We start from the raw sequence: 13,861 nt of genomic DNA, 5'->3' as shown, positions 1-13,861 counted from the left end.
TTGCCATCTTTCACCCCGGCGGTTAGGGTTGGACCTATGAAAACCTCTCACACCCTCATTCAGCTTCGCCAGCACCGCAGCCTGTGCCTCGTCAGCGCACGACTGCCAGGCTGAATCGAACGGCCTCATCCCCGGTTTTATCTCTAATAAACGCTTTATGGCAGGCCGCCTTCTCTCGGCCCTACAACAAGGATTCTCCTGATGAGCATGCTCAAAGACCCGTCGTCGAAATACCGCGCATTCCCGACCATTGATATCCCGGATCGCACCTGGCCATCGAAGACCATCACCACCGCGCCGATCTGGTGCAGCTCCGACTTGCGCGACGGCAACCAGTCGTTGATCGAGCCGATGGACGCCGTGAAGAAACTGCGTTTCTGGAAAACCCTGGTCTCGGTGGGCGTGAAAGAGATCGAAGCCTCGTTCCCGGCCGCTTCGCAGACTGACTTCGACTTCGTACGCACCCTGATCGAAGACAACCATATCCCCGAGGACACCACCATCCAGGTGCTGACCCAGGGCCGTGAAGACTTGATCGCGCGTACTTTCGAATCCCTGCGCGGCGCCAAGAAAGCCATCGTGCACTTGTACAACGCCACCTCGCCGTCCTTCCGCCGTATCGTGTTCAATCAGGACAAGGACGGGATCAAGGCCATCGCGGTCGACGCCGCCAAGCTGTTCGTCAAGTACGCCGCCCAGCAGCCGGAAACCCAGTGGACTTTCGAGTACTCGCCAGAGACATTCAGCGCCACCGAGCTGGAGTTCGCCAAGGAAGTATGTGACGCAGTGATCGAGGTGTGGAACCCGACGCCCGAGCACAAGATGATCCTCAACCTGCCGGCTACCGTGGAATGCGCCACGCCGAACATCTATGCCGACCAGATCGAATGGTTCGGTCGCCATATCAACCGTCGTGACAGCGTGATCATCAGCCTGCACACCCACAACGACCGTGGCACTGGCGTCGCCGCCACCGAGCTGGGCCTGATGGCGGGTGCCGACCGTGTCGAAGGCTGCCTGTTTGGCAACGGCGAGCGTACTGGTAACGTCGACCTCGTCACCGTCGCCTTGAACCTCTACACCCAGGGCGTAAACCCTGAGTTGGACTTCTCCGATATCGACGGCGTGCGCAAAGTGGTCGAGGAGTGCAACCAGATCCCGGTGCACCCACGTCACCCGTATGTCGGCGACCTGGTCCACACCGCGTTCTCCGGCTCGCACCAGGATGCCATCCGCAAAGGCTTCGCCCAGCAGAAACCGGATGCCTTGTGGGAAGTGCCGTACTTGCCAATCGACCCGGCCGATATTGGCCGCAGCTACGAAGCGGTGATCCGCGTCAACAGCCAGTCGGGCAAAGGCGGTATCGCTTACCTGCTGGAACAGGAATACGGCATCAGCTTGCCACGCCGCATGCAGATCGAGTTCAGCCAGGTGGTACAGGCCGAAACCGACCGCGTGGGCCTGGAGATGACTGCTTCGCAAATCCATGCCCTGTTGCAGCGTGAATACCTGCAAGCCAACACCCCGTACGCGCTGGTCAGCCACCGCCTGCAGGAAGAGAACGGCAACAGCTCGGTAGAGGTTGAAGTCTCCGGCAAGGGCCAGGGCGAAACCAACCTGCGCTGGCACGGCAAAGGCAACGGCGCGCTGGAAGCGTTGGTGGCCGGCCTGCCGATTGGTGTCGAGATCATGGACTACAACGAGCACGCGATTGGCGCAGGTACTAACGCCAAGGCTGCGGCTTACATCGAACTGCGGGTGAACGGCGAGCGTCCGGTGCATGGCGTGGGGATTGATGAAAACATCACTACGGCCAGCTTCAAGGCCGTGTTCAGCGCGCTGAACCGCTCGTTGAGCCAGCAGGAAGCGAAAGCGGCGTAACTGACCGCTGAAAAGCCAAAGGCCCCTGGATGCGAATCCAGGGGCCTTTTTACTTTGGGGCTAGGGCGAGGCTGATGGCCCTTTCGCGGGCAAGCCCGCTCCCACAGGGGAATGCATTCCAAATGTAGGAGCGGGCTTGCCCGCGATAGCTATCTCCCATACACCAAAGATTTATCAGACAAACTGAAAGCTATCGGCATCCAGGTTCGCCGGAAACCTCTGGCGATACTCAGCCAATTGCGCCGCCTCCAGGCAGACCTTGAACACCCCGTCCGCCTCCCCGGCGCTCAACAGGCTTTCGCCCTGGAAGTCCAGGACCTGGCTGTCCCCCGTGTAAGCAAAACCCTTGCCGTCGGTGCCTACCCGGTTCACCGCCGCTACATAGCACAAGTTCTCGATGGCCCGCGCCGGCAACAGGCGGTTCCAGTGTTGACGCCGCGCGCCCGGCCAGTTGGCGGTGTACAGCAGCAGATCAGTGTCCTGTGCATCACGACTCCACACCGGGAAGCGCAGGTCGTAGCAGATCAGCGGGCGAATCCGCCAGCCCTTGAGCTCGAACTGCACCTGGCGCTCGCCGGGGGTGTAGTGATTGTGCTCGCCGGCCATGCGAAACAGGTGCCGCTTGTCGTAGTGCAACACCTCGCCATCGGGCCGTGCCCACAACAGGCGGTTGCGGTGAGTGCCATCGGCGGCCTGGATAATCACGCTACCGGTGATCACCGCGTTGTACTTGCGCGCCTGGGCCTTGAGCCAATCATGGGTCGGGCCGTTTTCCGCTTCGGCCAGGGCTTCGGACGCCATGGAAAAACCGGTGGTGAACATTTCCGGCAGCACGATCAAGTCGGCGCCCCTGGCTTGCTCCAGCAGCAACTCGAAATGCTCCAGGTTAGCCTGGCGGTCATGCCAGGCCAGGGTGGTCTGAACCAGGGCGATGTTCAGATCGGGTAACGCACTCAGATCACGCATAGTTTCTCGGCTGCTTGGCGCAGCGTCTCCTCGCGTTTGGCAAAGCACAGGCGCACCAGGCGCTGGCCTTGGGGTGGGTTCTGGTAGAACACCGAGACCGGAATCGTCGCCACGCCATGTTCGCGGGTCATCCACAGCGACATGGCCACGTCATCCAGATCCGGGCGAATCTGTGAGTAATCCACCAGTTGAAAGTAAGTACCGGCCACCCGCGTGAAACTGAAACGCGAGGGGGCCAGTAGATCGCAGAACAAGTCGCGCTTGGCCTGGTAAAAAGCCGGCAACTCCTCAACGTGTTCAGGGTGCTCGGCCATGAAGTCGGCCAGGGCGAACTGCAACGGCGTCACGCCGCAGAAGCTGACGTATTGATGCACCTTGCGCAGCTCCGCGCTCAAGGCCACAGGCGCAACCACGTAACCGGTCTTCCAGCCAGTGACGTGGTAGGTCTTGCCAAAGGAGCTGACCACGAATGCGCGCGGATACAGCTCTTCGTGGGCCAGGACGCTGACGTGGGCCACGCCATCGAATACCAGGTGTTCGTAGACCTCGTCGCTGACCAGATAGATATCGCGGTCACGGATCAGCTCGGCCAACTGATCCAGCTCGACGCGACTGATCAGGGCGCCGCTGGGGTTGTGCGGGGTGTTGAGGATGATCATGCGCGTGCGCGGTGATAGCGCGGCCTTGATCTGCTCGAAATCCAGGCTGAAGTCCACCAGCCCCAATGGCACATGCACACAACGACCGCCGGCCAACTCCACAGAGGGCTCGTAGCTGTCGTAGCACGGGTCGAAGACGATGACTTCATCACCGCTGCGGATCACCGCCTGGATCGCACAGAAGATCGCCTGGGTGGCGCCGGGGGTGATGGTCACCTCGCTGTCGGGATCAACCTGCACGCCGTAGCTGCGGGCGACCTTGGCCGCCACTTGCTGGCGCAGGGCTGGTAGACCGGTCATTGGCGCGTATTGGTTATGGCCGCTGTCAACATGTTTGCCCACCGCGTCGAGCAAGGCCTGGGGGCCATTGAAATCGGGGAAGCCCTGGGACAGATTCAGCGCGCCGGTTTGCGCAGCGAGTTGCGACATGGTGGTGAAGATAGTGGTGCCGACGTTTGGCAGCTTGCTGGTGATCATGCGGTGGGCCCCTGACGGTGAGTTACAAGTTGTAAGCTGCAAGCGCCGAGGGGTCAATCGCGAGGCACAAAAAAGGGCTCATTCAGAGCCCTTTTTTGGGTAACGCCTAACTGGTATAGGTACTGGCTTGCCTGGGTAGCGGTGGGTCAGTCAGCAAGTTGGTGTCTGATCTATCGCTATCGCGGGCAAGCCCGCTCCCACACAAGCCAGCCCCAACAGTTAGCGGCGGTCTTTACGCTTTTTGTCAGCCTTCTTGTTGTGGCTCATCAAGCGACGTTTCTTGTTCACTTGGCGGTCAGTCAGGCTGTTCTTGTTGCCTTCGTACGGGTTCTCGCCACCTTTGAACTCGATGCGGATCGGCGTACCGACCAGCTTCAAGACACGACGGTAGGTGTTTTCCAGGTAACGCACGTAGGACTTTGGCACCTTCTCGATCTGGTTACCGTGGATCACGATAATCGGCGGGTTGGCGCCACCCAAGTGAGCGTAACGCAGCTTGATCCGGCGGTTGTTGACCATCGGCGGCGCGTGTTCGCCCACTGCGTCTTCAAGGATCTGGGTCAGGCGGTTGGTCGGCCAGCGGGTGACCGCAGACTTGAACGAGTTCTGAACGGACGCGTAGAGGTTGCCCACGCCGGTGCCGTGCAGCGCCGAGATAAAGTGGATATCGGCGAAGTCGACGAAGAACAACCGACGTTGCAGCTCGACCTTGACGAAGTCACGCTCGCTCGGGGTCATGCCGTCCCATTTGTTGATCGCGATCACCAATGCCCGACCGGCCTCCAGGGCAAAGCCCAGCAGGTTGAGGTCGTGGTCGACCACGCCTTCGCGGGCGTCCATGACGAAGATCACCACGTTGGCGTCTTTGATCGCCTGCAGGGTCTTCACCACCGAGAACTTTTCAACTTCCTCGTGGATCTTGCCGCGCTTGCGCACACCGGCGGTGTCGATCAGCGTGTACTTCTCGTCGTTACGCTCGAACGGGATGTAGATGCTGTCGCGAGTGGTGCCGGGCTGGTCATAGACGATAACCCGGTCTTCACCAAGCATGCGGTTGACCAGGGTCGACTTGCCCACGTTCGGGCGGCCGATGATAGCGATCTTGATACCGTCTTTTTCGCTGGGGCCAGGAATGCGCTTGGCTTCCTCGCCTTCAGCAACGATTTCTTCTTCGCCGTCTTCTTCCTCGACGTCATCCTTGGGGAAATCGCGCAGAGCGATTTCCAGCATCTGGGTGATGCCGCGACCGTGGGCACCGGCGACCGGGATCGCGTCACCCAGGCCCATCGGGCTGAATTCGGCGCGGGCCGCTTCAGGATCGATGTTGTCGATCTTGTTGGCGATCAGATAGGAACGCTTGTTGCGCTTGCGCAGGTGCTCGCCGATCATCTGGTCGGCAGCGGTGTAGCCCGCGCGGGCGTCCACCAGGAACAACACGACATCGGCTTCTTCAATGGCCAGCAGCGACTGCTCGGCCATCTTTTCGTCCATGCCATGCTCGTCACCGGAGATACCACCGGTGTCGACAATAATGTAGGAGCGCCCTTGCCACTTTGCCTCACCGTATTGGCGATCACGGGTCAGACCGGACAAGTCGCCGACGATAGCGTCGCGAGTCCTGGTCAGGCGGTTGAACAAGGTGGACTTGCCGACGTTAGGTCGGCCCACCAGGGCGATTACGGGAACCATGCGGCTCTCCACTGCGTTATTTCAGAAAATACAAAAGCCGCTGCAAGGCAGCGGCTGGTGCTCGGGGCGGCATTTGAAATGCCACATGCCCTGCACAACACTGATCACTGTAGGAGCGAGCTTGCTCGCGAAGAACGTCAACGATAACGGGTTTAACCTGATTAAACGTGTGTTCCTCAGGTCCTTCGCGAGCAAGCTCGCTCCTACAAAAAGCAAAAAGCGTTGTGTCAGGGCCGCCTGGGGGGTTACCCCAAGCATAGTTCTTACTTGATGGTCAGGGCTTCCAGCTTGCCGCTGTTACCAAACACATAAAGCATGTTGCCTACCACCAGCGGACGCGCACGCAGGCCGTCGCTGTCGATACGTTCACGGCCGACAAAGCGCCCGTCCACCTGGCTCAGCAGATGCAGGTAACCTTCCAGGTCGCCTACCGCTACATAGCTGGAGAACACTTCCGGAGCCGACAGTTGACGGCGAGCCAGCGAGTCGTTGCTCCACAGGGCTGTGGTGGAACGCTCGTCGATGCTTTCAACGGTACCGGATGCCAGGCTCACGTAGACGCTGCCAAACCCTTGGGCGACACCGGCGTAGCTGGAGGCATCACGCTGCCATAGGACACGACCGCTTTGCAGATCCAGCGCCGCAACGCGGCCCTGGTAAGTGGCGACGTACAGGGTTTCACCCGACAGCAGCAAGCCGCCGTCGATGTCCACGACACGGTCCAGCTCGGAACGACCTTGCGGAATGGCGACCCGCGATTCCCAGGCCGGCACGCCGTTCTGGGTATCCAGGGCAACCACTTTACCGGTCGAAAGACCTGCCAGCGCCAGGTTATTGGTCACAACCGGACCACTGGTACCGCGCAACGTCAGCACCGCTGGGGTGCTGTCGTACAGCCAACGCTGTTCACCGGTGTTGGCGTCGAGGCCAATGACACGGTCATCCTGGGTCTGCACCACGACGATATCGCCGTTGGTGGCAGGCGGTGCGAGGACTTCACTGGTCACGCGAGCGCGCCATTTCTCTTCACCATTGCTCGAATCCAGGGCCACGACTTCGCCTTTCAGCGTGCCGATCATCACCATGCCGTAACCCACGCCAACGGCGCCGGAAACCGGTAGTTCGAGATCTTTCTTCCACTTGACGTCGCCGTTCATGCGATCCATGGAGATCACGACGCCCGTCACGTCAGCGGCCACAATGTTGTCACCGTCGATTGCCGGTACCAACATGTTGTAGGTATCACCCTGGCCGTCACCGATGGAGCGGCTCCACTGCTTTTGCAGGACCACTTCTTCCTTGAAGCTGGTCAGCTCGGCCGGAGGCAGTTCTTTTTTGCTGTTGCTGCTGCAACCCGCGGCCAAAACGGCCAGAGCCAGCAATGCTGCATGTTTCCAACGGATCACGTCACGCATCCCCTTTGGCCAAGTCGTCCAGCTTGATTTGTAAGCCACCGACCGCTGCTTCATCAGACAGCGCAGCCTTGGCTTTTTGGTACGCAGCATTGGCTTCGTCGGTACGACCCAATTGGACCAGCAGGTCGCCCTTGAGCTCTTCGCGAGTGGCTACAAATGCCTTGTCAGCATCGCCGTCGAGCAGTTTCAGTGCTTCGTCGGCCTTGTTCTGTGCAGCCAGGACCTGGGCCAGGCGCTGACGTGCGATTTCACCCAGGGTCGGGTTGCTCGGCTTGTCGGCGATGGCTTTGAGCTCGGAGGCTGCGTCATCCAGCTTGCCGGTATCGACCGCGACTTTCGCGACGAACAGGCTGCCGTATTGGGCGTAGGTGCTACCGCCAAATTCGTTTTTCAGCTTGCCGGCCAGGTCCGCCACTTGGGCCGGATCAGGCTTGCCAGTAGGGGTCAGCGTGGTTTCCAGCAGTTGCTGATAGAGCATCGAGGCGCCTTGCGACTGATTGCTCTGATACTTCTGGAACGCCTGCCAACCGAACACCACCACCAGCGCCAGCAGGCCGCCAGTTACCAGGGGTTTGCCGTTACGCTGCCACCAGTCTTTGAACTCGGCCAGCTGATCATCTTCAGTACTCGACACCCCAATACTCCTTAATCGCTAAATTCGGCTGTTTGACAGCTTCAACCCTGCACGATGCAGGTGGCCAAGTGCGCGGCAAGCGCATCAAAGGCAATGCTTTGTTGTTCGCCCTGGCCACGCAGGGGTTTGACACTTACCACTTGCTGGGCCAGTTCATCGTCGCCCAAGATCAGCGCGTACAACGCGCCGCTCTTGTCGGCTTTCTTGAATTGGCTCTTGAAGCTGCCAGCGCCGGCATTGACCTGCAGGCGCAGGCTCGGCAGTTGGTCGCGCAACTGTTCGCTCAAGGCCAAGCCAGCCAGTTCGGCCGCCTCGCCAAAGGCGCACAGGTACACGTCCACCTGACGGGAAATTTCTTCAGGGATCTGCTCCAGGGTTTCCAGCAGCAGGATCAGCCGCTCGATGCCCATGGCAAAACCCACGCCCGTGGTCGGCTTGCCGCCCATCTGCTCGACCAGGCCGTCGTAGCGACCACCGGCACACACCGTGCCCTGGGCGCCGAGCTTGTCGGTAACCCACTCGAACACGGTCTTGCTGTAGTAATCGAGGCCGCGCACCAACTTGGGGTTGATCACGTAGGGAATGCCGGCCGCATCCAGGCGAGCCTTGAGGCCCTCGAAGTGGGTACGGGATTCGTCGTCCAGGTAGTCGGCCATTTTCGGCGCGTCGACCAGCACGGCCTGGGTGTCGGCGTTCTTGGTATCGAGGACGCGCAACGGATTGGTCTTCAGACGGCGTTGACTGTCTTCATCGAGCTTGTCCAGGTGGGCCGACAGGTACTCGACCAGGGCCTCACGGTAACGGCCACGGGATTCGCTGGTGCCCAGGCTGTTGAGTTCAAGCTTGACCGCGTCACGAATGCCCAATTGGCCCCACAGGCGCCAGGTCAGCACGATCAGCTCGGCATCGATATCCGGGCCATCGAGGTTGAAGACTTCGCAACCGATCTGGTGAAACTGGCGATAACGGCCTTTTTGCGGGCGTTCGTGACGGAACATCGGGCCGATGTACCACAGCTTCTGGGTCTGGCCACCACCGGTGATGCCATGTTCGAGCACGGCGCGCACGCAGGCAGCGGTACCTTCCGGACGCAGGGTCAGGGAGTCGCCGTTGCGGTCTTCGAAGGTGTACATCTCTTTTTCGACGATGTCGGTCACTTCACCGATGGAGCGCTTGAACAGCTCGGTGAACTCGACGATTGGCATGCGGATCTGCTTGTAACCGTAGTTATCCAGCAGGCGCGCGACCGTGCTCTCGAAATAGCGCCACAGGGGCGTCTGTTCGGGCAGGATGTCGTTCATGCCACGGATGGCTTGCAGAGACTTGCTCACATCAAATCCTTAAATTCGTTCAATCAGCCGCGAGCGATCAGCGCTGCGTCTGCGGCGACCTTCTCGGCCGCTTTGTCGCGGATCAGCTTTTCCAGATGATCCACCAGATTGTCATTCGTCAATTTCTGCGACGGCTTGCCGTCGATGTAAATCAGGTTCGGGGTACCACCGGTCAGGCCCACATGCGCTTCTTTGGCCTCACCTGGCCCGTTGACCACACAACCGATGACCGCGACATCCAGCGGCACCAGCAGGTCTTCCAGGCGTACTTCCAACTCGTTCATGGTTTTCACCACGTCGAAGTTCTGCCGCGAGCAACTCGGGCAGGCAATAAAATTGATGCCACGGGAGCGTAGATGCAGGGATTTGAGAATGTCGTAGCCGACTTTCACTTCCTCTACCGGGTCCGCCGCCAGGGAGATACGAATGGTATCGCCAATCCCGTCGGCCAGCAGCATACCGAGACCCACCGCAGATTTCACTGTGCCTGAACGCAAACCGCCGGCTTCGGTGATGCCCAAGTGCAACGGCTGCACGATTTCCTTGGCCAACAAGCGGTAGGCTTCTACGGCCATGAACACGTCGGAAGCCTTTACGCTGACCTTGAAGTCCTGGAAATTCAGGCGCTCAAGGTGCTCGACGTGGCGCAGTGCGGATTCGACCAGGGCTGCCGGAGTAGGCTCGCCATATTTCTTTTGCAGGTCTTTTTCCAGGGAACCGGCATTGACGCCGATACGGATTGGAATCCCGCGATCGCGGGCAGCGTCGACCACGGCACGCACCCGGTCTTCGCGGCCGATGTTACCCGGGTTGATGCGCAGGCAGTCGACGCCCAGTTCGGCTACGCGCAACGCGATCTTGTAGTCAAAATGGATATCGGCGACCAGCGGCACCTTGACCAATTGCTTGATGCGGCCGAAGGCCTCGGCAGCGTCCATATCCGGCACGGAAACCCGCACGATATCGACACCTGCGGCTTCCAGGCGGTTGATCTGGGCCACAGTGGCCGCCACATCATTAGTGTCGCTGTTGGTCATGCTCTGTACGGCGATGGGGGCATCGCCACCCACCGGCACGGAGCCAACCCAGATCTTGCGCGATACGCGACGTTTGATTGGAGATTCGCCGTGCATGACTATTGTCCCAACTTCAGGCGAGCGGTCTCGCCACTGGTGAACGGCGCCACGTCCACAGGCTGGCCGTTGTAGGCCACTTGCGCACCACGGGCAAAGCCCAGACGCAGCGTCAAAGGAGGCTTGCCGACCTGCTCAAGCGTATCTCCCTTACGCTTCAAAGCACTGAACAGGACTTTGCCATTGCCATCGGTGACTTGTGTCCAGCAGTCAGCGACGTAGGTAATCTGGAGACGGCCATCGCCGGCCACGCTGGCAGGCGCCTGGGCGACAGGGGCAGCGACCGTAGGCGCGACTGGCGCGACCGGTGCTGGTGCTGGTGCTGGTGCAGCGGGAGTCGGGACCGCAGTGGCCGGAGCCGGGGTTGCCGGCGCGGCGGGAGCCGATGCAACGGAGGCCGGAGCCGATTCAGTGCCGGCTTCGACGGGCGCTTGACCCGCTTGCAGGTCAAGGTTGGTTCCAGTTGCGGCCTCACCCTGGGCCACAGCCTGGTCTTCCGGCTCGTCCAGGGGGTGGATCTGGGTGGTGCCGTCGGCGCTTTCGACTTCGACGTGCTCCAAGGCATTGCTGATCAGGTCCTTACTGCGCAGCGAGGTCTGGTCCTGCCACCAGATGAAGCCACCACCGATCACTGCAATCAGCAGCAACAGGCTGACAATTCGCAAAATAGTGTGGGAAACGCGCACCGGCTCTTCAATACGACCGAGACCGTGCACGTTGCTGCCCTGGGAGTCGGTACCGGTGAACTGGTCGAATTGCTGGACCAGGATGGCCTGGTCGGTGCCCAACAGCTTGGCGTAGGCACGGATATAACCGCGGGCGAAGGTATGCCCGGGCAGTTTGTCGAACGCGCCGTTTTCCAGGTTGCCCAGGGAAGTGGTGGTCAAATTGAGCTTGAGGGCCACTTCTTCCAGTGACCAACCATTGCTTTCGCGGGCCTGACGCAAGGTCTCGCCTGGGTTAACGCGATTAGCGGCTACAACTTCCGGGTGCGCGGCTTTCATCATTGCTCCGACAGGTATTGCTGATATTCCGGCGTACCGGGATAGAGTCGTTCTAGTTGCTGGCCAAAACGTGCGGCCTTGTCGCGTTCTTCATGAACCGTGGCCAGGCGCACACCAAGCAATAGACTACGTGCATTTTGCCCACTGAGCAGGCTAAAACGCTCGTAATAGTCACGTGCCGGCACATAATGCCTGTCTTCAAACGACAACTGGGCCATTTCAAGCAAGGCCCGTGGCTGGCGCTGGTTCAGGTGCAGGGCTTTTTCCAGTTGCTGGCGGGCGTTTTCCCGCTGGCCAAGGCGCACAGACGTCACCCCAAGGTTCTCGAAAACCCGCGAACGTTCAGGATATAGGGTATCAGTGGCTGCCTGCTGGAAATAACCGGATGCTTGTTCATAACGTTCCTGCTGGAACAGGAAGCTGCCGTAGTTGTTGAGCAGGCGCGGATCATGGGGGCGAACCGCCAGGGCTTTCTGGTAATACTGGTCGGCCAGCTCGGGCTCGGCCTGGGCCTGGAACACCAGGGCCAGCGCCGCATTGGCGTCGGCATCCTGGCTGTCGAGGGCCAGGGCCTTTTGCAGCGGCACCTTGGCCTGCTCGCTCAACCCCTGGCGCAGGTAGCCTAGCCCCAACTGCACATAGGCAGCACGCGCTTCATCACGGCCCTTGCCGGTTTGCAACGGGCTGTCAGAGCCCGATGAAACACAGCCAACCGAGAGGCTGGCAACAAGCAAAAGCAGCGCAAGGCGCAAGGGCATAGAGATCCTCTCTCAGATTCGATTCACAGCAATTTGCGGCAAATCGTCGGCGGCGTTCAGTTCACGCACGGCGATATAACGCTCGCTGCGACGGGTGCGATCCAGCACCTGTCCTACCAATTGGCCACAGGCGGCGTCGATGTCTTCACCACGGGTGGTGCGCACAGTCACGTTGTAGCCTGCCTGGTGCAGTTGATCCTGGAAACGGCGGATGGCGTTGTTGCTCGGCCGCTCGTAGCCAGAATGGGGAAACGGGTTGAACGGAATCAGGTTGATCTTGCACGGGGTGTTCTTGAGCAACTCGATCATCTCGACCGCGTGTTCGACCTTGTCGTTGATGTCCTTGAGCATGGTGTACTCAATGGTCAGCACGCGCTTCTCGCCCAAGGTCGCCATGTAACGCTGGCAGGATTCGAGGAGCATCTTAAGCGGATACTTCTTGTTGATCGGCACCAATTGGTTACGCAATGCGTCATTAGGTGCATGCAGCGACAACGCCAGGGAGACGTCGATGTGCTTGGCCAGCTCATCGATCATCGGTACCACGCCGGAGGTCGACAGGGTTACACGGCGCTTGGAAATGCCGTAGCCCAGGTCGTCCATCATCAGGTGCATGGCCGCGATCACGTTGTCGAAGTTCAGCAGCGGCTCACCCATGCCCATCATCACCACGTTGGTGATGGCACGGTCGACGGTTGCCGGGACGCTGCCAAAGGATTTGTTGGCAATCCACACCTGGCCGATCACTTCGGCGGCAGTGAGGTTGCTATTGAAGCCTTGCTTGCCGGTGGAGCAGAAACTGCAGTCCAGGGCACAGCCTGCCTGGGACGAAACGCACAAAGTGCCGCGCTTGCCCTGGGGAATGTAGACGGTCTCGACGCAACTGCCGGACGCCACGCGCACCACCCATTTACGGGTGCCGTCGCTGGAGATGTCCTCGCTGACAACCTCGGGACCACGAACCTCGGCAATAGCCTTGAGCTTGTCGCGCAGGGCCTTGCTGACGTTCGTCATGGCGTCGAAATCGTCGACACCAAAGTGGTGAATCCACTTCATTACCTGACCGGCACGGAAACGCTTCTCCCCGATTGAGTCGAAGAATTTTTCCATTTCCTGTTGAGTCAGACCCAGCAGGTTGGTTTTTACAGTCGATGTAGTCATGGATTCACCTTCACTCTTAAGCCGATGCTTAGCGAGTGGTTACTTCAGTAGCTGCGAAGAAGTACGAGATTTCGCGAGCAGCAGCGGCTTCGGAGTCCGAACCGTGTACAGCGTTGGCGTCGATGGAGTCAGCGAAATCAGCACGGATGGTGCCGGCAGCAGCTTCTTTAGGGTTGGTAGCGCCCATCAGCTCACGGTTCAGAGCGATAGCGTTTTCGCCTTCCAGAACCTGTACAACAACAGGGCCGGAGATCATGAAGGCAACCAGGTCGCCGAAGAAACCACGAGCGCTGTGCTCAGCGTAGAAGCCTTCAGCTTCAGCCTTGGACAGTTGCTTGAGTTTCGAAGCTACAACCTTCAGGCCGGCTTTTTCGAAACGAGTGGTGATCTCGCCGATGACGTTTTTTGCAACAGCGTCAGGCTTGATGATGGAGAAAGTACGTTGAACAGCCATGGTGTAACTCCAGAAACGGTAATTTGCGAAAAATTAAACCCGCGAATTATACGCGGGTTCTTGGGTATTGCCTAACTGCGTGAGGGAGGCTTCAGTCCTGTTCTTCTTTCCAGGCAGTCTGGATAGCTTCAAGAACCTTTTCACCGCCGCGATCCCGCTCATCTTCAAACCCTGGCAAGGCCATGACCATGTCACGCAAAGCTACAAAGTTCAGCGAATAGGGATCCATATCCGGATGGCCGTCGGCCAGCAGGATAGCGATCTCTTGCACATCAACCCATTTAAGACTCATGACACTT

The 13,861-nt window shown here is 59.6% G+C and carries 13 protein-coding genes; 1 reads left to right on the top strand and 12 read right to left on the bottom strand.

Annotated elements, in window-relative coordinates:
• Positions 1–201: 201 nt before the first annotated feature.
• Positions 202–1,881 carry a 2-isopropylmalate synthase gene (leuA, locus tag JTY93_RS05190; RefSeq protein WP_205476051.1) on the top strand — a complete coding sequence of 560 codons (1,680 nt, stop codon included), beginning with the start codon at positions 202–204 and terminating at the stop codon, positions 1,879–1,881.
• A gap of 174 nt (positions 1,882–2,055) precedes the next feature.
• Here leuA and JTY93_RS05185 read toward each other — a convergent pair whose 3' ends face one another.
• The 12 genes from JTY93_RS05185 to iscX form a co-directional block, all read right to left on the bottom strand.
• A complete protein-coding gene (locus JTY93_RS05185) occupies positions 2,056–2,847 on the bottom strand; it encodes an amidohydrolase (protein WP_205476050.1) in 792 nt (263 codons plus the stop codon).
• Complete coding sequence (locus JTY93_RS05180) at positions 2,835–3,983, bottom strand: pyridoxal phosphate-dependent aminotransferase (protein ID WP_205476049.1); 1,149 nt, start codon at positions 3,981–3,983, stop codon at positions 2,835–2,837. Before JTY93_RS05180 ends, JTY93_RS05185 begins: the two co-directional genes overlap by 13 nt.
• A 219-nt stretch (positions 3,984–4,202) precedes the next feature.
• The gene (gene der, locus JTY93_RS05175) at positions 4,203–5,672 is read right to left on the bottom strand and encodes a ribosome biogenesis GTPase Der (RefSeq protein WP_169997242.1); all 1,470 of its coding nucleotides are present in this window, start codon (positions 5,670–5,672) and stop codon (positions 4,203–4,205) included.
• A gap of 263 nt (positions 5,673–5,935) precedes the next feature.
• Complete coding sequence (bamB, locus tag JTY93_RS05170) at positions 5,936–7,087, bottom strand: outer membrane protein assembly factor BamB (RefSeq protein ID WP_205476048.1); 1,152 nt, start codon at positions 7,085–7,087, stop codon at positions 5,936–5,938.
• Entirely contained in the window at positions 7,080–7,721 is a 642-nt protein-coding gene (locus JTY93_RS05165) for a YfgM family protein (RefSeq protein WP_029298536.1), read from the bottom strand. Before JTY93_RS05165 ends, bamB begins: the two co-directional genes overlap by 8 nt.
• Before the next feature lie 41 nt (positions 7,722–7,762).
• On the bottom strand, positions 7,763–9,052 hold the full coding sequence (hisS, locus tag JTY93_RS05160; RefSeq protein ID WP_029298538.1) for a histidine--tRNA ligase: 1,290 nt from the start codon (positions 9,050–9,052) through the stop codon (positions 7,763–7,765).
• Between the two features lie 23 nt (positions 9,053–9,075).
• Complete coding sequence (gene ispG, locus JTY93_RS05155) at positions 9,076–10,185, bottom strand: flavodoxin-dependent (E)-4-hydroxy-3-methylbut-2-enyl-diphosphate synthase (protein ID WP_169997238.1); 1,110 nt, start codon at positions 10,183–10,185, stop codon at positions 9,076–9,078.
• 2 nt (positions 10,186–10,187) lie between these two features.
• A complete protein-coding gene (locus JTY93_RS05150; protein WP_205476047.1) occupies positions 10,188–11,189 on the bottom strand; it encodes a RodZ domain-containing protein in 1,002 nt (333 codons plus the stop codon).
• The gene (gene pilW / locus JTY93_RS05145) at positions 11,189–11,947 is read right to left on the bottom strand and encodes a type IV pilus biogenesis/stability protein PilW (protein WP_205476046.1); all 759 of its coding nucleotides are present in this window, start codon (positions 11,945–11,947) and stop codon (positions 11,189–11,191) included. The genes JTY93_RS05150 and pilW overlap by 1 nt, the downstream gene beginning before the upstream one ends.
• A 12-nt stretch (positions 11,948–11,959) precedes the next feature.
• Complete coding sequence (gene rlmN, locus JTY93_RS05140; protein WP_029298546.1) at positions 11,960–13,108, bottom strand: dual-specificity RNA methyltransferase RlmN; 1,149 nt, start codon at positions 13,106–13,108, stop codon at positions 11,960–11,962.
• Positions 13,109–13,136: 28 nt separating this feature from the next.
• Positions 13,137–13,562 (bottom strand): nucleoside-diphosphate kinase, encoded by a 426-nt coding sequence (gene ndk, locus JTY93_RS05135; protein ID WP_017846179.1) that lies wholly within the window; start codon positions 13,560–13,562, stop codon positions 13,137–13,139.
• A gap of 91 nt (positions 13,563–13,653) precedes the next feature.
• Positions 13,654–13,854: a Fe-S cluster assembly protein IscX gene (gene iscX, locus JTY93_RS05130; RefSeq protein ID WP_169997231.1), complete on the bottom strand. Its 201-nt coding sequence runs from the start codon at positions 13,852–13,854 to the stop codon at positions 13,654–13,656.
• Positions 13,855–13,861: the final 7 nt, after the last annotated feature.

The organism is Pseudomonas hygromyciniae (assembly GCF_016925675.1).
Classification (GTDB): Bacteria; Pseudomonadota; Gammaproteobacteria; order Pseudomonadales; family Pseudomonadaceae; genus Aquipseudomonas; species Aquipseudomonas hygromyciniae.
This window is presented reverse-complemented; position numbering and strand designations above follow the sequence as displayed.